General features: G+C 63.3%; 22 protein-coding genes and 2 pseudogenes. 11 read left to right on the top strand and 13 right to left on the bottom strand.

Translation table 11 applies throughout. The features are described from left to right. The first annotated feature begins 137 nt into the window (after positions 1 to 137). The 3 genes from LOY69_RS03870 to LOY69_RS03860 all read left to right on the top strand — a co-directional run bounded on the left by LOY69_RS03870 (position 138) and on the right by LOY69_RS03860 (position 1,915). Positions 138 to 521: a transcriptional regulator gene (locus tag LOY69_RS03870; RefSeq protein WP_102861053.1), complete on the top strand. Its 384-nt coding sequence runs from the start codon at positions 138 to 140 to the stop codon at positions 519 to 521. Between the two features lie 81 nt (positions 522 to 602). Further along, positions 603 to 1,259: a DUF2589 domain-containing protein gene (locus LOY69_RS03865; RefSeq protein WP_102878301.1), complete on the top strand. Its 657-nt coding sequence runs from the start codon at positions 603 to 605 to the stop codon at positions 1,257 to 1,259. 71 nt (positions 1,260 to 1,330) lie between these two features. Then, on the top strand, positions 1,331 to 1,915 hold the full coding sequence (locus tag LOY69_RS03860; RefSeq protein ID WP_110595966.1) for a DUF2589 domain-containing protein: 585 nt from the start codon (positions 1,331 to 1,333) through the stop codon (positions 1,913 to 1,915). 38 nt (positions 1,916 to 1,953) lie between these two features. On the opposite strand, the gene LOY69_RS03855 is transcribed toward LOY69_RS03860, so the two are convergent. Continuing rightward, positions 1,954 to 2,628 (bottom strand): histidine phosphatase family protein, encoded by a 675-nt coding sequence (locus tag LOY69_RS03855; protein WP_265074157.1) that lies wholly within the window; start codon positions 2,626 to 2,628, stop codon positions 1,954 to 1,956. Between the two features lie 493 nt (positions 2,629 to 3,121). On the opposite strand from LOY69_RS03855, the pseudogene LOY69_RS30490 reads away from it, so the two are divergent. Together LOY69_RS30490 and LOY69_RS30485 are read left to right on the top strand one after the other, a co-directional pair. After that, positions 3,122 to 4,000, top strand: a pseudogene (locus LOY69_RS30490) (methyl-accepting chemotaxis protein); the annotation flags it as partial. Between the two features lie 42 nt (positions 4,001 to 4,042). Beyond that, complete coding sequence (locus LOY69_RS30485) at positions 4,043 to 4,906, top strand: methyl-accepting chemotaxis protein (protein ID WP_372342433.1); 864 nt, start codon at positions 4,043 to 4,045, stop codon at positions 4,904 to 4,906. Positions 4,907 to 5,168: 262 nt separating this feature from the next. Here LOY69_RS30485 and LOY69_RS03845 read toward each other — a convergent pair whose 3' ends face one another. After that, positions 5,169 to 5,549, bottom strand: coding sequence for a DUF3077 domain-containing protein (locus LOY69_RS03845; protein ID WP_265074156.1), 381 nt, complete (start codon positions 5,547 to 5,549; stop codon positions 5,169 to 5,171). Between the two features lie 563 nt (positions 5,550 to 6,112). Between LOY69_RS03845 and LOY69_RS03840 the strand changes: the two genes are divergently transcribed. Next, a complete protein-coding gene (locus LOY69_RS03840) occupies positions 6,113 to 7,141 on the top strand; it encodes an AraC family transcriptional regulator (RefSeq protein WP_265074155.1) in 1,029 nt (342 codons plus the stop codon). Positions 7,142 to 7,147: 6 nt separating this feature from the next. Here LOY69_RS03840 and LOY69_RS03835 read toward each other — a convergent pair whose 3' ends face one another. The 8 genes from LOY69_RS03835 to LOY69_RS03800 form a co-directional block, all read right to left on the bottom strand. Continuing rightward, on the bottom strand, positions 7,148 to 7,516 hold the full coding sequence (locus LOY69_RS03835; protein ID WP_102878295.1) for a glyoxalase superfamily protein: 369 nt from the start codon (positions 7,514 to 7,516) through the stop codon (positions 7,148 to 7,150). 116 nt (positions 7,517 to 7,632) lie between these two features. After that, positions 7,633 to 9,099 carry an N-acyl-D-amino-acid deacylase family protein gene (locus tag LOY69_RS03830; protein WP_265074154.1) on the bottom strand — a complete coding sequence of 489 codons (1,467 nt, stop codon included), beginning with the start codon at positions 9,097 to 9,099 and terminating at the stop codon, positions 7,633 to 7,635. 1 nt (position 9,100) lies between these two features. Beyond that, on the bottom strand, positions 9,101 to 9,961 hold the full coding sequence (locus LOY69_RS03825; RefSeq protein WP_102861044.1) for a MurR/RpiR family transcriptional regulator: 861 nt from the start codon (positions 9,959 to 9,961) through the stop codon (positions 9,101 to 9,103). Continuing rightward, positions 9,962 to 11,311, bottom strand: coding sequence for a gluconate:H+ symporter (locus LOY69_RS03820; RefSeq protein ID WP_102861043.1), 1,350 nt, complete (start codon positions 11,309 to 11,311; stop codon positions 9,962 to 9,964). 216 nt (positions 11,312 to 11,527) lie between these two features. Then, complete coding sequence (locus tag LOY69_RS03815) at positions 11,528 to 12,973, bottom strand: SulP family inorganic anion transporter (RefSeq protein WP_102878292.1); 1,446 nt, start codon at positions 12,971 to 12,973, stop codon at positions 11,528 to 11,530. Between the two features lie 212 nt (positions 12,974 to 13,185). Beyond that, a complete protein-coding gene (ggt, locus tag LOY69_RS03810) occupies positions 13,186 to 14,853 on the bottom strand; it encodes a gamma-glutamyltransferase (RefSeq protein ID WP_110653096.1) in 1,668 nt (555 codons plus the stop codon). A 217-nt stretch (positions 14,854 to 15,070) separates the two neighbouring features. Next, positions 15,071 to 15,982 carry a LysR family transcriptional regulator gene (locus tag LOY69_RS03805; RefSeq protein WP_265074153.1) on the bottom strand — a complete coding sequence of 304 codons (912 nt, stop codon included), beginning with the start codon at positions 15,980 to 15,982 and terminating at the stop codon, positions 15,071 to 15,073. Between the two features lie 75 nt (positions 15,983 to 16,057). Then, the gene (locus LOY69_RS03800) at positions 16,058 to 16,648 is read right to left on the bottom strand and encodes an NAD(P)H-dependent oxidoreductase (RefSeq protein ID WP_102861039.1); all 591 of its coding nucleotides are present in this window, start codon (positions 16,646 to 16,648) and stop codon (positions 16,058 to 16,060) included. A gap of 203 nt (positions 16,649 to 16,851) precedes the next feature. On the opposite strand from LOY69_RS03800, the gene LOY69_RS03795 reads away from it, so the two are divergent. Further along, positions 16,852 to 17,166 (top strand): putative quinol monooxygenase, encoded by a 315-nt coding sequence (locus tag LOY69_RS03795; protein ID WP_102861038.1) that lies wholly within the window; start codon positions 16,852 to 16,854, stop codon positions 17,164 to 17,166. Between the two features lie 9 nt (positions 17,167 to 17,175). Here LOY69_RS03795 and LOY69_RS03790 read toward each other — a convergent pair whose 3' ends face one another. Then, positions 17,176 to 17,940 carry a sulfite exporter TauE/SafE family protein gene (locus LOY69_RS03790; protein ID WP_265074152.1) on the bottom strand — a complete coding sequence of 255 codons (765 nt, stop codon included), beginning with the start codon at positions 17,938 to 17,940 and terminating at the stop codon, positions 17,176 to 17,178. A gap of 239 nt (positions 17,941 to 18,179) precedes the next feature. Here LOY69_RS03790 and LOY69_RS03785 point away from each other — a divergent pair, with 239 nt between their 5' ends. The 3 genes from LOY69_RS03785 (at position 18,180) to LOY69_RS03775 (ending at position 20,127) form a co-directional block, all read left to right on the top strand. After that, complete coding sequence (locus tag LOY69_RS03785) at positions 18,180 to 19,061, top strand: LysR substrate-binding domain-containing protein (protein ID WP_110653100.1); 882 nt, start codon at positions 18,180 to 18,182, stop codon at positions 19,059 to 19,061. 56 nt (positions 19,062 to 19,117) lie between these two features. Beyond that, positions 19,118 to 19,693: an NAD(P)H-dependent oxidoreductase gene (locus LOY69_RS03780; protein WP_102878286.1), complete on the top strand. Its 576-nt coding sequence runs from the start codon at positions 19,118 to 19,120 to the stop codon at positions 19,691 to 19,693. A gap of 62 nt (positions 19,694 to 19,755) precedes the next feature. Then, entirely contained in the window at positions 19,756 to 20,127 is a 372-nt protein-coding gene (locus tag LOY69_RS03775) for a MerR family transcriptional regulator (RefSeq protein WP_102878285.1), read from the top strand. 525 nt (positions 20,128 to 20,652) lie between these two features. Here the strand turns inward: LOY69_RS03775 and LOY69_RS03770 are convergent. Together LOY69_RS03770 and kynU are read right to left on the bottom strand one after the other, a co-directional pair. Beyond that, a pseudogene (locus tag LOY69_RS03770) lies at positions 20,653 to 22,066 on the bottom strand (amino acid permease); the annotation flags it as partial. A 110-nt stretch (positions 22,067 to 22,176) separates the two neighbouring features. Then, positions 22,177 to 23,427, bottom strand: coding sequence for a kynureninase (gene kynU, locus LOY69_RS03765; protein ID WP_265074151.1), 1,251 nt, complete (start codon positions 23,425 to 23,427; stop codon positions 22,177 to 22,179). A 188-nt stretch (positions 23,428 to 23,615) separates the two neighbouring features. Between kynU and LOY69_RS03760 the strand changes: the two genes are divergently transcribed. Then, positions 23,616 to 24,089: an Lrp/AsnC family transcriptional regulator gene (locus tag LOY69_RS03760; RefSeq protein ID WP_102878281.1), complete on the top strand. Its 474-nt coding sequence runs from the start codon at positions 23,616 to 23,618 to the stop codon at positions 24,087 to 24,089.

Genomic DNA, 24,089 nt, shown 5'->3' with positions numbered 1-24,089 from the left:
AGTGCATCACCAGCGACCGATACAACATCAGAATGTAATAGTTCCCTTTAATAGGGGGGAAATTTCCCACTGAACAGAGGACGACACACCTCCTTAGGATCGAACCAGCTGTATTCATAATTCCAAGGAGGTACCAAATGGACGTGAAAGACCTCAGTCTTATCGATATTCGCCAGCTACCCCATTCACTCCAGGCCCTCATCGACTGCATCGGCCTGGAAAACGCCTACCGCCTGACACGTGAATACGGCGGCCGTCCTAAGTACATCCCCAAGCACGCCGAGCGCACTTCGCTGGCGCTGATCCTGCCTCCCGATGCTCTCAACGCCCTGATCGAACGCTTCGCCGGACTGGCCCTGGAGATCCCCAAGGCCGACCACTTCTGCCGGCAGATCCGCAATCAGCACATCCAGCTGGAAAGCCTGGGAGGCATCTCCCGCAGCGTCCTGGCAGACAAGTACGGCCTGAGCCTGCGGCAGATCGGCAACATCCGCCGCCTGGAAGCCAACACTCACCGGTAATCGATTCCCGCTGAATCGGCGGCGCGGGCTTGCTTAAGGTGCAAGGGCGCAACTCGCGCATAAACGATAAGGAGATTGACCATGCCAGATATCGACAAGGGCTTGATCGGCGGCGTGATTGCCGCCCTGCCCCTGGACAAGATGATCACCGGTCCGTTGATGGCAATGATCCAGGCGCAGGTCGCCGCGAGCAAAGCCTATGCGGACTTCCTCATGGGTGTGTGTATCCAGAACGGCCAGGCGGTATCGGTGCAGTTCGACTACGACGAAACCCTGGTGGATGACCAGGGCGTCTACAAGGGTACGGTGAAGAAGTCGATGCGCATCCCGCTGCTGGCGGCCATCAGTCACCCCAACATCACCATCGAGGAAGGCTCCATCGAGTTCGAGCTGACCATCAGCCAGATGGCCGAGGACACCAGTTCCACTGAAGCCTCCGGCAGTTTCGAGGCGAAGATGGGCTGGGGCCCGTTCAGTGTTTCGGTCAAGGGTGCGGCGAGCCACAAATCCACGCAGACCCGCAAGACCGACACCCGGGCACGCTACGCCATCAGCACCAAGATCGTCCGCCAGGACCCACCGGAAGCCCTGATGCGGGTGATCGACTTCCTCACCGACGCCGCCACCAAACCGGTGATGCTGCCGAGCGCCACCGCCACCGACACCGACAAGCTGCCCACCGCCAACGCGCTGAAAATGCCCGATGCTCCGGCGGAAAACAGCGGCAACAAGCCCTGACAACCACGCTTGACCCACCCGCCCCGCCGCCACGGCGGGGCACTTCAGCCATCGAACAAGGAGCATGATCCATGGCGTTTTTTTCCCGTCGCAAGGAGCCCATGTCCGCCAGTGACCTGAGCCACATCACCCGTGGCATGCACCAGGCCGCCGCCGCGACCCACAACCTGATCGCCCAGCAATACATCAAGTTGTTCGACCAGTTCTTCGACTACAACGTCAACGACCTGGGTACGCCGATGAAGGCCAAGATGGTCGAGGTGGCACTCAACGAACAGCACATCATCAACGTCCCGTTGATTGCCCTGGTCTCGCCCAAGGGCCTGGCCCTGCACAAGATGACCGTCGACCTGTCGGTGCGCATGCAGGGCACCGAACTGCAGAAGGCCAGCCACGACCTGGAGAATGGCGAGCTGCAGAGCGAGAAGTTTTTCGTCACCTTCGGCAGCGGCAAACGCGAAGGCCAGGAGCGCGACCCGGACGAAGTGCAGATCTGCATGGAGTTTCGCGACTGCGAGCCGCCGGAGGCGATCCAGCGCCTGATCGAGGAGTTCACCAATCTGATCAGTCCACAACGGATCAATGAAGGTCCTGCGCCCGGCGCGCTGGCTCCCGCGGCAACCCCTCCCGCCGATCCGGACCTGCTGGCCCCCTGAGCCTGATCACCGGCCGCGACGGCCGGCCCCGGGTGCCGTCAGGGCTTGAGGTTTACCGAACGCCAGTCACTGGCCTCGATCATCCCGAGCATCTTCGGCGCCCCGTTGAGGGTATCGGTAGACACGAACAGCGAGGCGCCGTAACCCAGGGTCGGGGTCGACAGTTTCAGTTCCTGCTCCAGTTGGTCCATGCATTCACTGTGGGTCACCAGCACCAGATTGCGGCCAGCGACCTTATGCGCCAGCACGTCGTGCAGCAGGCCGTTCTTGCAGTTGTACAGCCAGTCATCGCCACTGCTGACCTTGCTGAACATATAGCCGGCCGTCTGCGCGGTACGGGTCAGGGGGCTGTTATAGAGATCGGTGCGTTCCAGGCCCAACTGCTCGAACTGCGCGCCAATGCTCACCGCCACCTCCCGCGCTCGATCGGTAATGCCATCGGCGGGCCCGAGACAGGTGGCACTGGAGCGATCGCAGCGCTCCACGTGGCGCACCAGGACAATCATGTCGCCCTTGGCCCAACTGCGGGTCAAGGCCCTGATCCCGGCCACGTTGCCGTGGGCCATGTCCGGCACCGCCGCCGGCTTGAGCAGGTACAGACTCAAGGGGAGCAGCAGCAACACGCCCAGCAGCGCCAGTGCGTTCTTGTAACGGACCAGGGAACGCCTAAAGGGCGGACGCTTGGCCACCGCCAGCACGAGTCTTGTAACCACAGTCCTGCCGCCCTTTGAGGGTGATCCGGGTTTTTGAGCAGCGCGTAGCGAGGCTACAGAACCCGGATGACAATTGAGCGCTGCCGGGCACGCTGGCAGCAACCGGACCGACTCTAGGGCGCACACCGTGGGGGAGCGGTGAAATCAATGTGAAAAAAAGCTCAACGCACGGGTGGTTCATCCCGCAAAATAACCGTCCATCGCCGAAAACATTGTCTTGGGACAATGCGGACGAAATCGTTTCAGCTATGGCACATCCCGCCGATACACCCCCTACAAAACACCTTGCTGGTCACCAACAACAACAATCTTCCAGCCAACTCAAGATCAAGAAGAGCTATGTTCCTGGAGGAATTCAATGAGTAGTTGGTTTGCCAACATCAGCGTCAACCTTAAGCTGGGCCTGGGTTTCGGCCTGGTCCTGGCCCTCACCGGCATCCTGGCACTGACCGGCTGGACCAGTCTGGGCAACCTGATCGACCGCAGTAACTGGATGAGCGACATCACCCAGCTCAACAGCGGCCTGACCAAACTGCGGGTCACCCGTCTGCAGTACATGCTGGCCAACGGCGACGAAACCGCCGCCCAGGGCGTGCAGAAGACCCTGGATGATTTCAGCGCCCAGCAGAAAAAACTCCTGGCCACGTTCCAGAGCCCGGAAAACATCAAGCTCCTGCAAGGCCTGGGCGCGACCATCAGCGCTTATCAGGACTCGCTGAACAAGATGCGCAATGCCTACCGCACCGGCGACGCTGCGCGCCTGGCGATGAACCAGAACGCCGAACGCGCCAATGACCTGATCAATGGCATCAACACCTGGGTCAAGCAACTGCCCCTGAGCGACGAGCGCTTTACGCAGTTCCAGGCCATCACCCAGGCCAAGGAAGCCTTCCAACTGGCGCGCTATGAAGTGCGCGGCTATGTCACCACCAACAACCCGGACACCGAACAGAAAGCCGTCACCCAGCTCAACGCGGCCATTGCCGAAATGGATCAGCTCAAGAGCCATTTCAGCAGCACCCAGCGTGATGCCCTGCAACAGCTGGAAACCGCACTGAGCGGCTACCGCAGCTCGCTGCAGGCCTTCAAGGTCGCCTTCACCGACGCCGTGCAGGCGCGCAAGGAAATGACCGAGCAGGGCGCCGACATCGTCAGCCGCAGCGACGCCCTGTACCAGATCCAGCTGGAACGCCGCGACATCGAAAGCGCCCAGGCCCGCAGCCTGCAATTGATCAGCACCCTGCTGGCCCTGCTGGTGGGCGTACTGGCTGCCGTGATCATCACCCGGCAGATTACCCGTCCGCTGCGGGAAACCCTGGCCGTGGTCGAGCGCATCGCTTCGGGCGATCTCACCGAAAACCTGCGGGTGACCCGTCGCGATGAACTGGGCGTGCTGCAACAAGGCATCGTGCGCATGGGCGTGACCCTGCGCGAACTGATCGGTGGCATCCGCGACGGCGTGACCCAGATCGCCAGCGCCGCCGAAGAACTGTCCGCGGTGACCGAAGAAACCAGCGCCGGGGTCAACAGCCAGAAAGTCGAGACCGACCAGGTGGCCACCGCCATGCACGAGATGACCGCCACCGTGCAGGAAGTCGCGCGCAATGCCGAAGAAGCTTCCCAGGCCGCAGCCGCCGCCGACGGCGAAGCCCGCGAAGGCGACAAAGTGGTGGCCCAGGCCATCGAGCAGATCGAGCGCCTGGCCAGCGAAGTGGTGCGCTCCACCGATGCCATGACCGTGCTGCAACAGGAAAGCGACAAGATCGGCAGCGTCATGGACGTGATCAAGGCCGTGGCCGAACAGACCAACCTGCTGGCGCTGAACGCCGCCATCGAAGCCGCCCGTGCCGGTGAAGCCGGTCGTGGTTTCGCCGTGGTCGCCGACGAAGTGCGGGCCCTGGCCCAGCGCACCCAGAAGTCCACCGAAGAGATCGAAGAACTGGTGGCCGGCCTGCAGAACGGCACCCAGCAAGTGGCCACGGTGATGAACAACAGCCGCAGCCTGACCGACAGCAGCGTCGAGCTGACCCGCAAGGCCGGTGCCTCGCTGGAAAGCATCACCCGCACCGTGTCCAACATCCAATCGATGAACCAGCAGATCGCCGCCGCGGCCGAGCAGCAGAGCGCCGTGGCCGAAGAGATCAGCCGCAGCATCATCAACGTGCGCGACGTCTCCGAACAGACCGCCGCCGCCAGCGACGAAACCGCCGCCTCAAGTGTTGAACTGGCGCGCCTGGGCGGCCAGTTGCAGATGATGGTCAGCCACTTCCGCGTCTGATTCGCCGCGGCCCTTCGGTCCTGTAGCCGCTGCCGCAGGCTGCGACAAGGACCGAAGGGCCTTCCTAGGCCCTCAAGAGCTTGAACAAGGGTGGCGGCTGCGTGCAGGCCTGCAATGCCAGGAAGAAGCAAACCTGGTGGATCCGAAAATCCGCCAGCACGCAACCGCCATTAATTGACACGGCTACAAGCGTGATTGCAAACACGCTTGATGTACCACTACCGGTTTAGGTTAGCCCGGTCCCTGCCGGCGACGTCCTGCCCTACCCCGCCGGTTTACTAGCGCCATCCAACAGCGCATCCACCACCGCCCGCGCCATCTCCACCGAATGAATCATCGACCAGATCAGCCCGCGCTCGATGCCGCTGGCACTGGTGATTTCGTCGGCCGTCTCTTCCGCGCACTTGAGCAGCAATGAAACGTGCAGCAGCGCCTCTTCGGCATTGACCCCTTCACATACCGCAACCTCGCCATCCCGACAACCAAAGCGGGTGCTGCCAGTGGCAGTGAAGTGCTCATGCAAAGGGGGCGAAAGCGCGGTGTTTTGCAGCGCCTGTAGCAAGGTCTTGTTGGGTTCTTCCAGCGCAGTGATCAACTCACGACTGGGTTGCAGAACGGGTGGATCGGGAACGATCTTCTTCACGGCAAAACTCCTGGAGAAGTTGAACCGCCACGCATCGCTACCAAACGATCAAGGTGGCGGCCATACGCAGGTTGGTAGACCGGGACTCCAGGAAACCCAGCGCACACGAGGTGCCCTGCGCACAGCCGCCATAACACGTCGACAGATTAAGGCCTGTCGAAAGTCAGCGGCGCTTGTGCCTGAAGTGATGCGGGCTACCAAACCCGATCGCTGAAATGCAGCGACGGCCGAAGACTAGCCCTGGACATTCGATAGGCACAAGCCATGCAAACAGTTGAAATGTAACGGGTGGATTCTCGCGGAAATGCCCTACAAATCAAAGCGAAAATCCGCCATCAGAGGCAAACTTTATCGCATCCCTGTAGCCGCTGCCGCAGGCTGCGACAAGGCCCGCAGGGCCTTCCGAGGCCCTCAAGGGCGGCGTCCCCTTCGGGGCCGGTCGCAGCCTGCGGCAGCGGCTACAAGAAGCGGGGTCGCCGGCCATTTACAGCGCTTGGGGTTTGCCCTTACCTTTCCCGGTCCGCGTCCTGCTGTCCGAAGGATCTGTCACCAGGAATATCTCGATGCCCAGCCTCGGTTTTACCTCGGTCCCACCCTTGCTCAAATATCTGCTCTATGCCGAGCAATTGGGTATTGCCACGGCGCCGGCGCTGGCGGCGGCGGGGCTTGAGGCCGCGCAGTTGAACGACACCAGTCTGCGCCTGCCAGTGGAGGTGCATGAGCGATTGCTCGACTACTTCTGCCAGCATTCCGGCGACCCGCTGTTCGGGCTCAATTCGGCGCGCTTCGTCAAACCCAGTTCCTGGAATGTGCTGGGCTACATCACCATGAACTGCGCCACCCTGGGCGAGGCCATGGGCCGCATCATGCCGTTCGAAAAGCTGGTGGGGGACATGGGCACCAGCCGGGCCGAGGTGGCGGGCGTTCAGGTGCGGCTGATCTGGAGCTGTCGTCATCGGCGCCCGGACATTCGCCGGCATCTGGTGGAAAACGTGCTCGCCTCCTGGCTGCTGTATGCGCGCTGGATCGCTGACTCGCAGCTCTCCCCCACTGCAGTGTGGTTCGAGCACTCGCTGCCGGAGCAGGCCGAGGTGGCGCAGTACGAGGCCCTGTTCGGCTGTCCGGTGCTGTTCGGGCAAGCCTGCTCGGCCCTGGTGGCACCGCTGCACTACCTGCAGTTGCCCCTGCGCCAGGCCGATGCGCGGCTGCTCAAGACCCTGGAGGATCACGCCCAGGCGATGATGGCCTCGTTGGCCGATGCGCCCCTGGCGTTGCAGGTGCAGAACGTGTTGCGCCAGTTGCTCAAGGACGGCCTGCCGCGCAAGGAGCAGGTGGCGGAACAGTTGCAGATGTCCGAACGCACGCTGCAGCGCCAGCTGCAACAGGCCGGCACCTCCTACCAACAGATTCTCGATGACTTGCGCCAGGAGCTGGCCGAGCACTATCTGCGCCACAGCGAGCTGTCGATCCAGGGGATCGCCGATTGCCTGGGCTTTACCGAATCCCGTTCATTTCACCGCAGCTTCAAGAGCCGCACCGGGTTGACCCCGGGACAGTTTCGTCAGACCGCGCTGAACGCCGGCAAGGCCTGAGCCCGCTCAGACGCTGATGGCGTTGGTGAACACCAGCCGATTGCCGAACGGATCGCTGATGGTCATGTCCTGGCTGCCCCAGGGCATGGCCTGGATCTGCGGATGGGAAAAACGGTACTGCTTGGCCAGCAATTGCTGCTGGAAGGCTTCCAGTTCATCGGTCTCGATCCGCAGCGCCGCGCCCGGGGTGCAATCGCCGTGATGCTCGGACAGGTGCAGCACGCAATCGCCCCGAGACACCTGCATGTACAGCGGGAAATTGTCCTCGAAGCGGTGCTGCCAATCGAGGTTGAACCCCAGGAAGTCCAGGTAAAACTCCCGGGCCTTGGCTTCATCGAAGATCCGCAGGATGGGGGTGGTTTTGCCAAAGCTCATTGCATGACTCCCTGACTGAAATAGGCCGACTCTACAGGTGGCGATTCCCAGCACTTCGGCGCCGCGCAAGGATTCTTTAATGGCACAGCGCCATCACTGTGATGAAGATCAAAGAATCAGACTACGGATGTGAAGCCCCGGCGCAAATCCCCCTCCCGTGGTAAGAAACGTCCCGAGCGTTGACCGTTGGCCTGGCCCTCGGTGTAGCTGCGCACGCCATTGACCCAGACCCCGTCGATCCCTTGCGCGGCTTGCTGCGGGTGCTTGAAATCGGCCACGTCGCGCACCCGCGCCGGATCGAACAGCACCAGGTCGGCCCAATGCCCCTCGCGGATTTCGCCGCGCTGGTGCAGGCCAAATCGCGCCGCCGAAAGCCCGGTCATCTTGTGCACCGCGGTGTGCAGCGGGAACAGGCCCAGGTCGCGGCTGAAGTGGCCCAGTACCCGAGGGAAGGCTCCCCACAACCGTGGATGAGGGAAGGGATCTTCCGGCAGACCATCGGAGCCGATCATCGACAGCGGATGGGCGAGGATGCGCCGCACGTCGCTTTCATCCATGCCGTAGTACACCGCCCCCGCCGGTTGCAGGCGCTCGGCGGCGGCCAACAGGCTGACGCCCCACTCGTCGGCAATCTCGTTCAGATCACGACCGCCCTGTTCGGGGTGCGGCGTGGACCAGGTGATGGTGATGCGGTACGCATCGGTGACTTGCTTGAGATCCAGGGTCGAGGAGCTGGCGGCGTAGGGATAACAATCGCAGCCCACCGGATGATCCTGGGCCGCCTGTTCCAGGGCCGCCAGCAGTTGCGGGCTGCGTCCCCAGTTGCCGGCCCCGGCGCATTTGAGGTGGGAGACGATCACCGGCGCCCGGGCCGCGCGACCGATCAGGAAGGCTTCGTCCATGGCCTCCAGCACCGGCTCGAACTCGCTGCGCAGGTGGGTGGTGTACACCGCCCCGAACGCCGTCAGTTCCTGGGCCAGTTGCAGCACTTCATCGGTCTCGGCGCAAAACGCGCTGGCATAGGCCAGCCCGCTGGACAGGCCGAGGGCGCCGTCCTCCAGGCTTTCGCGCAGTTGCTCGCGCATGGCCGCGATTTCGCCAGCGCTGGCGGTGCGCTGCAGGTCCGAAAGGTGGTTGCTGCGCAGCGCCGTGTGCCCCACCAGGGCCGCGACGTTCACCGCCGGGCGCGCCTCATCCACCGCCGCGCGATAGTCGCGAAAGTGCGGATAGACAAACATCGAGCGCTCGCCCAGCAGGTTCATCGGGTCCGGCGGATCGCCCTTGAGGCTCACCGGCGCAGCGCTGATCCCGCAGTTGCCGACGATCACTGTGGTCACGCCCTGGCTGAGCTTGGGCAGCATCTGCGGCTGGCGGATCACTACGGTGTCGTCGTGGGTGTGCACATCGATGAAGCCCGGGGCCAGGACCCGGCCGCCGGCATCGATCTCGTGCTCGGCGGTGGCGGCGCACAGGTCGCCGATGCGCTGGATGCGACCGTCGCCGGTCGCCAGGTCGGCGGGATAGCCCGGGCGGTCGCTGCCGTCGATGATCAGGGCGTTGCGGATCAGCGTGTCGTAGCGCATGTCAGTCTCCCAGGGGCAGGCAGTCGTCGCCGCCCCGGTAATGGTCCAGGGCCAGCTTGATTCGCCGCAGGCGTTCCTGGCTGTCATCGGGCAGGGCCAGGGCCAGCTCGGTGGCCAGTACATCAATGGCCAGCAGCATGCCGTAGCGGGCCGCGGTGGGTTTGTAGATGAATGAGGTTTCGGCGCTGTGCAGAGGCAGCACCACGTCCGCCAGTTGGGCCAGGGGTGACTCGGGCAGGGTAATGGCGAGGATGCCGGCACCGTAGTTGCGGGCCAGGGCCACCGCGTCCAGCAGTTCGGGGGTGATGCCGGTCAGGGAACAGGCGATCACCGCGTGTTGCGGCCCCAGGGCGGCGGCGGTCACCCGCATCATCACCGGGTCGTGGCAGGCGGCGATGGGGTAGCCCAGGCGCACCAGGCGCACCTGCAGTTCATCGCTGCACAGGGTCGAGCAGCCGCCCATGCCGAAGGCGTGGATCATCCGTGCGCGCCCCAGCAAGCGCACCGCATCGGCAAACTGCGTTTCCTCGAAACCGGCCAGGTGCTGATGCAGCGCAGACTCGATATCGCCCAGGATCTGCCGGTAGAAACCGGACTGCTCGGGCGCCCCGGCCGGGTCGAGAAAGCGGCTGCCGACACCGCTGGCCTGGGCCAGCTGCAAGCGCAGTTGGCGCAGGTCGCGGCAACCGACACTGCGGGCAAAGCGCGACAGGGTGGCGGCGCTGACTTCGGCGCGCTGGGCCAGTTCGTCGAGGCTGGCGGAGGCGGCAAAGCCCACGTCGTCGAGCAGCAAGCGGGCGATCCGCCCTTCCCCGGCGCTGAAGTCATCCAGGCGCGAACGGATCTGATAAAGAATGTCCATCTACAACAGCTCCGCGAGTCCCAGGGTCAGGCCGAAGGCGATCAGCGAAATCAGCGTCTCCAGCACGGTCCAGGTCTTGAAGGTTTGAATGACGGTCATATTGAAGTATTCCTTCACCAGCCAGAAGCCACCGTCGTTGACGTGGGACAGAATCACCGAACCGGCCCCGGTGGCAATCACCAGCAATTCCGGGTGGGGATACCCCAGGCCGACAGCCACCGGCGCCACCACCCCGGAAGCGGTGGTCAGGGCCACGGTGGCAGAACCGGTGGCGACCCGCATCAACACCGCAAACAGCCAGCCCATCCACAGCGGCGACAGCTGGAATTCATGGGCCAGGCCGACGATCTGCTCGGTGACCCCGGAGTCGATCAGAATCCGGTTCAGGCCACCACCGGCCCCCACCAGCAAGGTGATGCTGGCGGTGGGCGCCAGGCACTCGTTGGTGAATTTGAGGATCGATTCACGGTTGATGCCCTGGGCCAGCCCCAGGGTCCAGAAACTCACCAGGGTCGCCACCAACAGGGCGATCACCGAGTTGCCGATAAACAGCAGGAACTGATTGAGCCCGGTGCCGGGCTCCGCCAGCAGGTTGGCCCAACCGCCGATCAGCATCAGCACCACCGGCAGCAGGATGGTGAACATGGTCAGGCCAAAGCTGGGCAGGCGCGCCCGGGGTTCGCGGGCAATGAACTGACGCTCCAGGGGGTTCTCGGCCGGCAGATGGATGTGCGGCACGATAAACCGGGCATACACCGGACCGGCGATGATCGCCGTGGGCACGCCGATCAGGATCGCGTACAGCAGGGTCTGCCCCACCGACGCCTGATAGGCCTGCACCGCCAGCATCGCCCCCGGGTGCGGCGGCACCAGAGCGTGGACCACCGACAGCCCGGCGACCATGGGCAGCCCCACCATCAGCAGCGACACCCCCACCCGCCGTGCCACGGTGAAGGCAATGGGGATGAGCAGTACAAAACCCACTTCGAAAAACAGCGGCAGCCCCACCAGGAAGGCAATGCACACCATCGCCCAGTGGGCGTTGCGCTCGCCGAAGCGGTCGATCAGGGTCCGCGCCACTTGTTCGGCGCCGCCGGATTCGGCCATCAGCTTGCCGAGCATGGTGCCCAGGGCCACCACCAGGGCGATATGGCCCAGGGTCTTGCCGACCCCGGCTTCATAGGCACCCACCACACCGGACGGCGGCATGCCGGCCATCAGCGCCAGGCCGACCGACACCAGGGTGATGACGATAAAGGGATTGAGTCGGTAGCGGGCGATCAACACGATCAACGCAATGATGGCGACTGCGGCGTAGCCCAGCAGCCAATAACCCGTTGCGGGAGCCATGGTGTTCTCCTTGAAAACAGCGTCACTTTCGAATGGTTGTGAAACTCTTTAATCACTTAAGGAGTTTTGTTTCAAACCAAGTGAAACTAATTTTCGTAAAGAGGCAGGCCTTGTCGCGAACAGCTATGCAAAAGCGCGAGCGATGAAAATCGGTAGTGGCTATTTTCATCCCCGCGCATTGAAAAGCGGGCGAGCACTGCCACTCGCCCCCGGGCTTCAGTCGTGTTGCACCCGGGCTCGTTTCAGCAGCTTCTTGCAACGCTCCGACAGGTGCAGCACCCGCAGTTGCTTGCCGGCCTTGGCATAGCGCTCGCGCAAGGTTTTCAGGGCGGCGATGGCCGAGTAGTCGACAAAGCTCAGGTGGCGACAGTCGACGGTCACGTGCTGCGGGTCACCCGCCGGGTCGAACTGATTGAGAAACGGCGTGGTGGAAGCAAAGAACAACGTGCCGTGCAAGTGATAGCGCTTGCTGCCGTCGGCCTCCAGGTGAGCGTCGGCGTACAGCTCCCGGGCCTGCTGCCAGGCGAAGTTCAGCGCCGCGATCACGATGCCGCAGAACACCGCTATGGCCAGGTCGGTGAACACCGTGATCACGCTCACGGCGAGGATCACCAGCACATCGTTCATCGGCACCTTGTTGATCACCCGCAACGAGGCCCAGGCAAAGGTCTGCTGCGACACCACGAACATCACCCCTACCAGGGCCGCCAGGGGAATGCGCTCGATCAGCGGCGACAGGAACAGCACGAACAGCAGGATCAGCCCCCCGGCCACCACCCCGGACAAGCGCCCGCGACCACCGGAGCTGAGGTTGATCACGGTCTGGCCGATCATCGCGCAGCCGCCCATGCCGCCGAACAGGCCCGACACCACATTGGCCGCGCCCAGGGCCACGCATTCGCGGTCCGGGTAGCCACGGCTCTCGGTGATTTCGTCGGTGAGGTTCAAGGTCAGCAGGGTTTCCAGCAGGCCGACCATGGCCATCAGCAACGCGTAGGGCGCGATGATGCCCAGGGTGTCCAGATTCCATGGCACCTGGGGCAGCGCCAGGCTCGGCAGGCCGCCGGCGATGTGGGCCATGTCCCCCAGGGTGCGGGTCGGCAGGCCCAGCAGGTACACCAATGCGCCAACGCCGAGGATCGCCACCAGGGCCGGTGGCACCGCTCGGGTCAGGCGTGGCAGCAGGTAGACAATGGCCATGGTCAGCGCCACCAGCCCGGCCATCAGGTACAGCGCCTGGCCGCTGAGCCAGTGTTCACCGCTCTTGAAATGCTCCAGCTGGGCCAGGGCAATGACGATCGCCAGGCCGTTGACGAACCCCAGCATCACCGGGTGCGGCACCATGCGCACCAACTTGCCCAGGCGCAGCAGGCCAAAGGCGACCATGACCAGCCCGCCCAGCAACACCGTGGCCAGCAGGTACTGCACCCCGTGCTGCACCACCAGGGCGACGATCACCACCGCCATGGAACCGGCAGCGCCGGACACCATGCCCGGCCGACCACCGAACAGCGCGGTCAGGGTGCAGATGAAGAAGGCGCCGTACAGGCCCATCAACGGGTTGAGATGGGCCACCAGGGCGAAGGCGATGCATTCGGGGAGCAAGGCGAAGGAGGTAGTGAGTCCGGCCAGGACATCGGCGCGCAGACGTTTTGCTTTCATGGTTGACCTGATAGGCGGACCGGCAGGCGCGGCCCTGGGAAGAGCGGAAAGAAGGCGGGGAATGTTACGGAATTGAGCCATCGACGACCAGCCGGCCGTCGGAGCCTGCACAACGAATGTAGGAGCTGGCTTGCCAGCGAAGACGATTTCGCGGCTGGCGCAAAACCCGGAGGCCTCTTCGCCGGCAAGCCGGCTCCTACAGGGGGCAGCGGTTATTTGACGACCTTGCCGACGCCACGACCGCGGGGGTCGGAAGCGGTTTCAAGCTGGGTGCCATTGACCCGGATCGCCTGGATGTCACCCATCTCCCAACCCTGGTCTTCCAGGGTGTAGCCCATGGTTTTCAGCTCATCGGCGACCTTGCCGGTGAGCGGCGCATAGGCGTCGTAGTAGATCGTGTCCTTGGGCAGCAACTGGTGATGCACGCGCTGCGCGGCCACGGCCTTTTCCAGGGGCAGGTTGTAGTCATAGAGGTTGTTCAGCACCTGGAAGATCGAGGTGAAGATCCGCGAACCACCGGGGGTGCCCAGCACCAGGGTGACCTTGCCATCGCGGGTCACCAGGCTCGGGCTCATGGACGACAGCATGCGCTTGCCCGGGGCGATGGCGTTGGCATCGCCACCCACCACGCCGAAGGCGTTGGCTACGCCGGGCTTGGAACTGAAGTCATCCATCTCATCGTTGAGCAAGAAGCCTGCACCCTTGACCACCACGCCACTGCCGTAATCCCAGTTCAGGGTGTAGGTGTTGCTCACCGCGTTGCCCTGGGCATCGACAATGGAGAAGTGGGTGGTCTGGTGCGGCTCAAGCCCGGGACGCACTTTCTCGGTGGCCGAGATGGCATTCGGGTTGACCTCGGCGGCGCGTTTTTTCAGATAGGCCGGGTCGGTCAGTTGCTTGACCGGCACGTCGGAGAACGCCGGGTCGCCCAGGTAGTCGGCACGGTCGGCGAACACGCGCTTTTCGATTTCCGCCAGCAAGTGGATGTACTTGGCCGAGTTCAGCTCGACGCCCTTGAAGTCCGCGGCACGTTCTTCCTTGATGCTGATCAGCTGCGCCAGGGCCACCCCACCGGAGCTGGGTGGCGGTGCGGTGTACAGGGTGTTGCCACGGAAGCTGACCTGCAGCGGCTGGCGCCACTGGACCTTGTAGTCCTGCAGGTCCTGTTTGGTGATCAGGCCTTTGTCGGCCTGCATCTGCGCCACCAGCAAGTCGGCGGTCTTGCCGCTGTAGAACTCCTTGGCGCCCTGGTCGGCGATGCGTTCCAGGGTGGCGGCCAACTCCGGCTGACGGAAGGTTTCACCGGGTTTCATGCTGCCGAAGTAATCGCCGAAGTTGGTGCTGCCGTTGAACAGCTTCAACGCATCCTCGCGGTACTGGTACTGCTTGTCCGCCACCTTGAAACCGTTTTTCGCGTAGCCCACGGCCGGCGTGATCAACTCGCTCCACGGCAACTTGCCGAACTTCTGGTGAGCTTCCCACAGGCCCATCACGGTGCCCGGCACCCCGGCGGCGCGCGCGCCCACCAGGCTCAGGTTCTCGATCACCTCGCCCTTTTCATTCAGGTACATGTCCCGGGTCGCGGCCTTGGGCGCGGTTTCCCGGTAGTCGAGGAAGTAGGGTTTGCCGTCGATGAACATCGTCATGAAACCGCCGCCGCCGATGTTACCGGCTTCGGGGTAGGTCACTGCCAGGGCAAAGGCCGTGGCCACCGCGGCGTCCACCGCGTTACCGCCTTTCTTCAGGATCTGCGCCGCGACATCGGCACCGTACTGGTTGGGCGCAGCCACCGCGCCGCCTTCCAGGGTCACGGCGAACGCCGAACTGCTGGCGGCGATGGCGGCCGTCAGGGCCAGGGTCTTGAACAACAGGATGCGCATAAAGTCCTTCCTTTTCTTGTTTTTGAACGGCAAGAACATAGGCCCGGGATCACGGTTTGAGCAATCGTCAATTGCAGTACGCGCGTACCAATCCACAAACATAAATGACCGTAGGAGCTGGCTTGCCAGCGAAAGCGATTTCAAGACTTGCGCAAAACCTGGGGGCCTCTTCGCCGGCAAGCCGGCTCCTACGGGTGATAGGCGGGGAACGGGGCTTTCAGCCCTGGAACTCGGGGCTGGCGTAGTCCGCCAGCTTGCCCTGGATGAAATCCAGGAAGCACTGGATGCGCAGGGCCAGTTGCGAGTTGCGGTAGTACACCGCGTTGATCGGCTGGCGGTAGCCGCTGTTGAACGAGGCCAGCACCGGTTGCAGGCGCCCGGCGCGGATGTCGTCGATGGTCATGAAATGCGACAGGCAGGCAATCCCCTGCCCCTCCAGCGCCAGGTGGCGCAAGGTCTCGCCGCTGGAGGCACTGATGCCCGGCTGGATCTGCCAGCGATCACCGTGCACATGGCGCAACGGCCAGTGGTTGAGGGTTTCGGTCTGGGTGAAGCCGAGCAAGGTGTGTTCGGCCAGTTCGGCCACGCTGTGCGGCGTGCCGTGGCGGGCCAGGTAATCGGGGCTGGCGAGGATATGCAGCGGGCTACAGCCCAGGGAGCGGGCATGCAGGGTCGAGTCCGCCAGCACGCCGATGCGGATGGCGATGTCGGTGCTCTGCTCCAGCAGGTCGATGATCAGGTCGTTGCTGTTGAGTTCCAGCTGGATGTCCGGGTACAGGCGGCGGAACTCAGCCACATGGGGAACGATGGCGTGCAGCATGAAAGGCGACGCGGCGTTGATCCGCAAACGCCCGGACGGATTGCGCTGGCGCGAGGACAGGCGCTCTTCGAGCTCGTCCATCTGGTCGAGAATCAGCTTGGCCTGCTCGAAGAAGTAGCGCCCTTCTTCGGTCAGGTCCATGCGTCGAGTGGTACGATTGATCAGCGTGGTGTCGAGCTTGGCCTCCAACCGCGACAAGGTGCGGCTGACCGCCGAAGGGGTCTGGGCCAATTGCTCGGCGGCGGCGGAAATCGAACCGCACTCGATGACGCAAACCAAGACTTGCAACTCGTCGGATCGGGCTTTCACAGGAGTCCTTTATCGGCGCGGGTGGGCCCTGGATAAACCGCAGGCCCGCTTCAAGGCGCTCAATAGTAGCCGGATTCAGCCCTGGAGATTGAACACCGCCTTGAGGTGCTCCGCGTAGCGCTGTACGTCGGCTTCGATGTTCGGGCGCTTCATCACGTCGACACAGAGGAAGGTCGGCAAGCCGCGCATGCCGAGGAACTGGTTGGCCTTGTGGAACGGGAAGTACACCGCGTCCACGCCCTTGGCTTCGAAGAAGTCGGTCGGATCGTCAAAGGCCTGCTGCGGCGCGTTCCAGGTCAGCGACAGCATGTACTGCTTGCCCTGGATCAGGCCGCCGCTGCCGTATTTCTGCGAGGCGTCGGAACGGGTCCGGCCATCGCTGGCGTAGAGGCTGCCGTGGCCTTCGGTGAAGACTTCGTCGATGTACTTCTTGACGATCCAAGGCGCGCCCATCCACCAGCCGGGCATCTGGTAGATGATCACGTCGGCCCAGAGAAACTTCGCCACTTCTTCCTGAATGTCGTAGCCCTCGTCGATATGGGTGACCTTGACCTCCAGGCCACCGCGATCCAGCACCGCCAGGGCGGTGTCGTGCAGGGTGGCGTTGTAACGGCCATCGGAGTGGGCGAACTGTTTGGCGCCATTGAGCAGCAGTACTTTTTTCATGATCCGGCCTCATCGGGGACAGCCCATCGCGCATCGGCAGCGACGGGCTGTGAAGGTTGCAAACGATGGCGGCAGGTTAATCAGGCCGGGAGCGGAGAATAAGCCCGGGTCGCTCAAAATACATTTGACTAAAACGCACGAATCGATAGCCGATCTTTGCCTTAGGATCTTCAGCACCTTCCCCGTCAATGAGTGCTTTGCGCATGTCCACGCCCCAGGCCTTTATCCTTCACGCCAAGACCCGTCCCGAACGCGCCGACGCCTTCCAGGCGTTCTTCCTGAGCCATGTCGCCGCCAGCCGCGCTGAAGCCGGCTGCATCGAGTACCACATGCTGCGGGACCGGGAAGACCCGAGCCTGTTCATCTTCTACGAGGTCTGGGCTTCCCAGGAGGCGCTGGATAGCCACTCTGGCCTGCCGCACATGCAGCAGTTTCTCGACGCGCGCATGGACTACCTGGAGCGCGACTTCGAGATCCGCGCCATCGACATGCTCAGCCCGGCCGCGGCTGGCCGCTGAGCCAAAGGTCTAGCCGCTGATCAACAGATGCCCGCCCAGCAGCCCCAGGCCGATGAAGAACACCCGCTTGAACAGCAAGGCGCTGATGCGCTGGCGCAACCATTGCCCCAGCCACATGCCCAACAGCGCCGGGGCCAGGGTCAGCAAGGAAGCCCCCAGCTCGGCGCTGCCCAGGGCGCCACGCCACAGCAGGCCGGCGGCCAGGGCCAGGGTCGAGACGGTGAACGACAGGCCCAGGGCCTGCACCAACTGATCCCTGTTCAAGCCCAGGGCCTGCAGATAGGGCACCGCCGGGATCACGAACACCCCGGTGGCCGAAGTGATGACCCCGGTGACCAGCCCGCACAGCGGCGCCAGCCAGCGCTCCTGGGCCGGCGACACGCGCAGGGTCGGCAACAGCAGGCCGCTCAGGGCATACAGCAGCAACGCCGCGCCCAACCCCCGCACCACCCAATGCCCGCCCTCGATGCCCAACCACAATGAACCGGCGGCCGTGCCGACGAAGATCGCCAGCAACATCCGCCACAGGCGCTTGAGCAAGGCCGGCAGGTGCCCGCCAAAGGCCAGTTGCCAGAGATTGGTCAGGGTCGCCGGAATGATCAGCAAGGCTGCAGCCTGCGCCGGAGCCATAGCCAGTCCCAACAACCCCATGGCGATGGTGGGCAGGCCGAGGCCGATCACCCCCTTGATCATGCCGGCCAGCAGGAATGTGCCGATGACCAGCAGAGAAAGGGCCAGTCCGAGGTTTTGATAAAACGCGAGAGAGCTGTTCATGGGCCTATCCTGCGCCCTGCCCGCCGAGCTGAAAATCTGCCATATACTGAGCCAGCCTCTTGCCAGGCAATAGGCACATGCAAAAACCTATTGCCCGCCACCACCGTAGGAGCTGGCTTGCCAGCGAAGGCGCACTCAAGCCCGATGCAAAATCCTAAGGCCCCTTCGCCGGCAAGCCGGCTCCTACAAAAACATCTGCACGGCCTCCGTAAGAGACCCCGTTCCCCGAGGAATGCCCCATGCACTTCGACCTGATCGACCTGCGGCTGTACCTGAACATTCTCGACGCCGGCAACATCACCGCCGGGGCCGCTCGCAGCCATCTGTCCCTGGCCGCCGCCAGCGCTCGAATCCGCGCCATGGAAGCCTCCCTGGGCATCGAGTTCCTCGAACGCGGGCGCCGCGGCATTCGCCCGACGCCCGCCGGCAAGGCCCTGGCCCAACATGCCCGGACGCTGTTGCTGTACGCAGAACACCTGCAACAGGACCTCGCCGAATACGCCAAGGGAATCAAGGGCCAGGTGCGCTTGCTGTGCAACACCACCGCCCTCAGCGAGTACCTGCCGGAGCTGCTGGCGGACTTCCTGCACAACCAGCCCCAGGTGGATATCGACCTGCAGGAACTGCCCAGCCAGCGCATCACCCACGCCCTGCGCCAGGGTGCGGCAGACCTGGGTATCGTCTCCGACGCGGTGGACATTCAGGGACTGATGAGCCGGCCTTTCCGTGATGATCCGCTGGTCCTGGTGATGCCCCAGGATCACCCGCTGAGCCTGCAGCCCAACCTCAGCTTCAACGACACCCTGGCCCACGACTACGTTGGCCTGGCCAGCCATAGCGCCCTGGCGGTGTATCTGGAGGAACAGGCCCTGCACCTGGGACGACGCATGCAATTGCGCATCCGCGCCGAAGGCTTCGACGCCCTGCTGCGCATGGTGGCCCGTGGGGCCGGGCTGGCGCTGGTGCCCCTGGCGGCCCTGGAGCGCAACCGTCACCTGCCATTGCAGTCCCGCCCTCTGAGCGAAGCTTGGGCCCGGCGCCGGTTGCTGTTGTGCGCCCGTGACTTCGCAACGCTGCCGCTGTATGCCCAAGGTTTGTGCGCGGCACTGCTGCCGCCTTGACTCTCCCCTTAGGGGCAGACTTTAGCCTTGGGGTTTATCCCTCAAGGACCACGGCAATGAGCAAACGCATCCTGGTGATTCTCGGCCACCCCTCGCGCAACAGCCTGTGCGCGGCATTGAGCGAGCGCTATGTGAAGGCGGCGCAGGAAGCCGGGCATGACGTGCGCCAGCTCAGGCTCGGCGACCTACGCTTCGATCCGGTGCTGCGCGAAGGCTACCGGCAGATCCAGCCTCTGGAGGAAGACCTGCAACGGGCCCAGGCCGACATCCTCTGGGCCGAGCACCTGACCTGGGTCTTCCCCATCTGGTGGGGTGGGATTCCAGCCCTGATGAAGGGCTTTCTCGACCGTGTGCTGCTGCCGGGCTTCGCCTTCAAGTACCGCCCCGGCAAGGCCTTTCCCGAGCAACTGCTCAAGGGCCGCACCGCCCACCTGATGGTGACCATGGACACCCCGCCCTGGTATTTCCGCTGGTTCTATCGCATGCCCGGCTTGCAGCAGATGCGCCGCACCACCCTGGCCTTCTGCGGCATCAAGCCGTTGCGCACCCTGACCTTTGGCCCGGTGCTGGACGCCAGCGAAGAACGCAAGGCGGATTGGCTGATGCAGGCGCAGTACCTTGCCAGGCAGTGAATCCACCGGATAATGCGCAACGCTGTCCACCGCCCGAAACCGGTACTGAACAAGGAGTTTTCATGTACATCGGCCAAGCCGCGCAACTGTCCGGGACCACCGTCAAGAGCATCCGTCACTACGAAGCCATCGGCCTGTTGCCCGAAGCTCCGCGTCAGGGTCGCTACCGCCTCTATGACGCCCAGAGCGTCGAGCAACTGATGTTCATCAAATGCGCGCAGCAGTTGGGGTTCAAGCTCAAGGAATTGCAGCAGGTGTTCGCCACGCACCAGGGCCAGGCCTTTCCCTGGGACCGCGCCCAGGCCGCCCTGGCGCAAAAGAGGCGCGAGCTGCAACAACAGATCGATGACTTGCAGCAGTTGCAGAGCCGGCTCGAAGTCTTCGAGACCAGCCTGCAACAGGCTCGCGAAGAGTGCCCCCTGGGCAGCCTCTAGCGGGTCGTTGAGAAAGGAGCGGAAAGGTGCATTCCGATAGAAAATTCAATTAATCAGTGACGCCAATCAGGCTCAGCGGCTCGCACGAACAAGTACGCTGGCACCGTCCAGACCTCCGGACTCGCTCCACCAGCTCCGCCCTTAGACTTTCGGAGGCAACTTGGGGCACCAAACCAAACTGCGATGTGTTCCTCGGGGACATTGGGGTCCCCCTCAATGCCGACCACGACCGCCAGAAGGCCGTCCAGCTCGACTAAGTCACCACGTTGCCAATTTGTCATGCACAGCACCTTTGAAGGCTTTCGATTTTCAAGTCGGCTCGTTCGCCGCAAGCGCGACACTCACCACAACTCAAGTCGGGGATGACTGCCACCACCCAGCGATTGCGCCCAGGCGGATCGCATTGTAAGCCGCTAAGGCCCAGGAGACCCAGCCTCGCAAGGTGGCGAGACCTCGCCACCCTCCTTAGTCGCTCACTACGCACGCTATACACAACCTGCACCAGCGATGCCCGGAGAATCCGGGAGGCGTGGCCTCAGACCTCGGACAGTCCGGCGACCGTCCTGGGCTTACGGAAGCACAGGTAGTAGACCAGGGTCAGTAACAGCAGGAAGGGCACGCCGAACACCAGGGTCATCTTGAACGCCTCGGTGAAGAAGGTGGTGATCATCACCGCCCCCATCAGCACCAGTCCCAGCAGGGTGCTGTAGGGAAACAGGCGCATGCGGAACGACAGTTGCTGTTCACCATGACGCTGGTGATAACGGCGGAAGCAGTAGTGGGTGAGGAAGATCATGAACCAGGTGAAGATCGCGCCGAACATCGAGATCGCCATCATCAGGACGAATGAGCTCTCCGGGTACAGCACGTTGATCAAGGTGGCCAGGGCAATACCGGAGCTGGACAGCAACAAGGCATTCAGCGGAATCCCGGTCTTGCTCAGGGCGCCCATGGACTTGGGCGCAAAGCCGGCGCGGGACAGGCTGAACATCATCCGCGTGGTGATGTAGAGCTGGCTGTTCATCGCCGACAGGGCCGCGATCAGGATCACGAAGTTCATCACCCCGGTGGCCCCGGGAATGCCGATGGTCTGCATCACCGTGACGAACGGGCTCTGGGCCTTGCCCGCCTGGACCCAGGGCACGATGGCCAGCATCAGGGCCAGGGTCAGCAGGTAGAACACCACCAGGCGCACGATGGTGGCGCGAAACGCCTGCTTCACCGCACGTTGCGGGTCCTTGGCCTCTCCCGCCGCCACCGCGATCATTTCCACGCTCAGGTAACTGAAGATCGACACGATCACCGCGATCCACATGCCCTCGAAGCCATTGGGAAAGAAGCCGCCGTGGGCGCTGTAGTTGTGCACGCCGTAATCGGGGTTGCCGGAGCCGAACACCACATACACCGCAAGGATGATGAAGCCGACGATGGCGGCGATCTTGATGGTGGAGAACCAGTATTCGAAGTTGCCGAAGGTCTTCACGCTGATGGCGTTGAGCAGGATCAGCACGCTGGAGAAGGATATGATCCACACCCATTCCGGAACGTTGGCGAACCAGTACTTCATGTACATGGCGATGGCCGTGACTTCGGCGCCCACCGCCAGAACGATGGCCGCCCAGTAGGCGTAGCGCACCAGGAAACCGGCCAGCGGGCTGACGTAGAACTCGGCATAAGCGCCGAAGGAACCGGAGGTGGAATGGGCCACGGTCATTTCCGCCAGGCAGCCCATGAGGATCAGGGTGATCAGCGCACCGATGGCGTAGCTCAGCAGCACGCTGGGGCCGGCATAGCCGATGGCATAGGCGCTGCCCATGAACAGCCCGGTGCCGATGGCCCCGCCGATGGCGATCATGCTCATCTGGCCGGCGGTCAGCTGGCGCCTGAGGCCGTGCTCGCGATTGGAAATCGCTTCGAAACCTTTGTTGGAGGTGGTCACTTTAAGTGCCTCTTTATTGTTGTGTGCACGTATGAATCGTTGTGACGGCCCGTCCTTGTGCCGCTGGCCTGGCCGCCGCACAGGGCGGCAACCAGGAGGTGAAGCGCGTCTCAGGTCACGCTGTGACGCACCTGGAATTGCGCCTGGGCCCAGGTTTTCTGATCAAGGATTTCACCGAGAATCTGCACCGCGTCCCAGACCTCACTGAAGCGGGTGTACAGCGGGGTGAAGCCAAAACGCATGATGCGCGGCTCGCGATAATCACCAATCACGCCCCGGGCGATCAGGGCCTGGATCACGGCATAACCTTCAGGGTGTTCGAAGCTCACGTGACTGCCACGCTTGGCGTGATCGCGTGGGGTCACCAGCTTCAGGTCATGGCCGGCGCAACGCTGTTCCACCAGCTCGATGAACAGGTCGGTCAGGGCCAGGGACTTGCGCCGCAGGCTCTGCATGTCGGTCTGTTCGAAGACCTCCAGGCCGCACTCGACCATGGCCAGCGAAGTGATCGGCTGGGTGCCGCACAGGTAGCGGGCGATACCGCTGGCGGGCTCGTACTGGGTGGCCATGTCGAACTGTCGGGCATGGCCGAACCAGCCGGACAGTGGCTGGGTCACCAGATTGCACAGGGCAGGAGCAACCCAGGCGAAGGCTTGCGAACCCGGGCCGCCGTTGAGGTATTTGTAGGTGCAGCCGATGGCGTAGTCGGCGCCGCTGCGATTCAGCTCCACCGGCACCGCGCCGGCCGAGTGGGCCAGGTCCCAGAGGCTCAGGGCGCCGGCTTCGTGGATCAGTCCGGTGACGGCCTGCATGTCGTGCATGTAGCCGGTCTTGTAGTTGACGTGGGTGAGCATCACCACCGCCACGTCCTGGTCGATTGCCGCCGGCAGTTGTTCCGGGCTGTCCACCAGGCGCAGGGAATAGCCCTGCTCAAGCATCTGGGTCAGTCCCTCGGCGATGTACAGGTCGGTGGGGAAGTTGCTGCTTTCGGAAACGATCACCCGCCGCTCGGGGGCGCGTTCGGCCTGCACCCGCAAGGCCGCGCTGAGCACCTTGAACAGGTTGATGGAGGTGGTGTCGGTGATCACCACTTCACCACTGCCGGCGCCGATCAGCGGAGCCAGGCGGTCGCCCAGGCGCTGCGGCAGGTCGCGCCAGCCGGCGCTGTTCCAACTGCGGATCAGGCCATCGCCCCACTCCTGCTCGATCACTTGCCGGGCCCGTTCCAAGGCGGCCACAGGGCGAGCACCCAGGGAGTTGCCATCGAGGTAGATCACGCCCTCGGGCAAGGCGAACTGTTGGCGCAGCGGCGCCAGTGGGTCCTGTTCATCGAGACGCAGGCAGTGGTTTTTATCGATCATTGGAAGTCCTGTCTTGGTCAAGGTCATGTACGCCTGGCGCGGGCCGGGCACGGGGTCTGGGCGACCCGCAAACCCAGGAAATAATGGACGAAGCCGCAGAGAATTTTCGTGCAAAGTGCAGCGCGTTATCGTACTAATCTCGAATAAAATTCTAATCCTTCAATAAAAAACGCGGATTTATGCCAGCCATGACCCTCGACTCCACCGACCTGCGCATCCTGCACTTCCTGCAACAGGATGGGCGTATCAGCAATCAGGAACTGGCAGAGAAAGTCGCCCTTTCACCCTCCGCCTGCCTGCGCCGCCTGCGCATGCTCGAAGGCGACGGGATCATCAGCGGCTATCGCGCCCAGCTCAACGCCGAGCGCCTGGGGATCGAGTTGGAAGCCATCGTCCATGTGTCCCTGCGCCAGGACGTGGAAGGCTGGCACGAGACCTTTATCAGCAAGGTCCAGCAATGGCCGGAAGTGGTAGCCGCCTACGTGATCACCGGCGCCAGCAACTACGTGCTGCGCATCCGGGCGCGCAACCTCAAGCACTTCTCGGATTTCATCGTCAATCACCTGAACCGCGCGTCCGGGGTTACCGATATCCGCTCGGAAATCGTCCTGCAGAAGATCAAGGAACAGGACGGCCTGCTGGATCTGGTGCTGCGCAAGTAG

Source organism: Pseudomonas sp. B21-059 (genome assembly GCF_026016285.1).
Lineage (GTDB): Bacteria > Pseudomonadota > Gammaproteobacteria > Pseudomonadales > Pseudomonadaceae > Aquipseudomonas > Aquipseudomonas danubii.
The sequence above is the reverse complement of the archived record's forward strand: the minus strand, read 5'-3'. Positions and strand labels throughout refer to the sequence as shown.

What these genes read in the sequence shown, in the direction of transcription:
- LOY69_RS03795 (WP_102861038.1), top strand. Translation starts at nt 16,852, where the DNA reads ATGTCCACGCCCCAGGCCTTTATCCTTCACGCCAAGACCCGTCCCGAA.
- LOY69_RS03790 (WP_265074152.1), bottom strand. Translation starts at nt 17,940, where the DNA reads ATGAACAGCTCTCTCGCGTTTTATCAAAACCTCGGACTGGCCCTTTCT.
- LOY69_RS03815 (WP_102878292.1), bottom strand. Translation starts at nt 12,973, where the DNA reads ATGAAAGCAAAACGTCTGCGCGCCGATGTCCTGGCCGGACTCACTACC.
- LOY69_RS03865 (WP_102878301.1), top strand. Translation starts at nt 603, where the DNA reads ATGCCAGATATCGACAAGGGCTTGATCGGCGGCGTGATTGCCGCCCTG.
- ggt (WP_110653096.1), bottom strand. Translation starts at nt 14,853, where the DNA reads ATGCGCATCCTGTTGTTCAAGACCCTGGCCCTGACGGCCGCCATCGCC.
- LOY69_RS03830 (WP_265074154.1), bottom strand. Translation starts at nt 9,099, where the DNA reads ATGCGCTACGACACGCTGATCCGCAACGCCCTGATCATCGACGGCAGC.
- LOY69_RS03825 (WP_102861044.1), bottom strand. Translation starts at nt 9,961, where the DNA reads ATGGACATTCTTTATCAGATCCGTTCGCGCCTGGATGACTTCAGCGCC.
- LOY69_RS03785 (WP_110653100.1), top strand. Translation starts at nt 18,180, where the DNA reads ATGCACTTCGACCTGATCGACCTGCGGCTGTACCTGAACATTCTCGAC.
- LOY69_RS03775 (WP_102878285.1), top strand. Translation starts at nt 19,756, where the DNA reads ATGTACATCGGCCAAGCCGCGCAACTGTCCGGGACCACCGTCAAGAGC.
- LOY69_RS03870 (WP_102861053.1), top strand. Translation starts at nt 138, where the DNA reads ATGGACGTGAAAGACCTCAGTCTTATCGATATTCGCCAGCTACCCCAT.
- LOY69_RS03780 (WP_102878286.1), top strand. Translation starts at nt 19,118, where the DNA reads ATGAGCAAACGCATCCTGGTGATTCTCGGCCACCCCTCGCGCAACAGC.
- LOY69_RS03835 (WP_102878295.1), bottom strand. Translation starts at nt 7,516, where the DNA reads ATGAGCTTTGGCAAAACCACCCCCATCCTGCGGATCTTCGATGAAGCC.
- kynU (WP_265074151.1), bottom strand. Translation starts at nt 23,427, where the DNA reads ATGATCGATAAAAACCACTGCCTGCGTCTCGATGAACAGGACCCACTG.
- LOY69_RS03760 (WP_102878281.1), top strand. Translation starts at nt 23,616, where the DNA reads ATGACCCTCGACTCCACCGACCTGCGCATCCTGCACTTCCTGCAACAG.
- LOY69_RS03800 (WP_102861039.1), bottom strand. Translation starts at nt 16,648, where the DNA reads ATGAAAAAAGTACTGCTGCTCAATGGCGCCAAACAGTTCGCCCACTCC.
- LOY69_RS30485 (WP_372342433.1), top strand. Translation starts at nt 4,043, where the DNA reads ATGGGCGTGACCCTGCGCGAACTGATCGGTGGCATCCGCGACGGCGTG.
- LOY69_RS03820 (WP_102861043.1), bottom strand. Translation starts at nt 11,311, where the DNA reads ATGGCTCCCGCAACGGGTTATTGGCTGCTGGGCTACGCCGCAGTCGCC.
- LOY69_RS03840 (WP_265074155.1), top strand. Translation starts at nt 6,113, where the DNA reads ATGCCCAGCCTCGGTTTTACCTCGGTCCCACCCTTGCTCAAATATCTG.
- LOY69_RS03860 (WP_110595966.1), top strand. Translation starts at nt 1,331, where the DNA reads ATGGCGTTTTTTTCCCGTCGCAAGGAGCCCATGTCCGCCAGTGACCTG.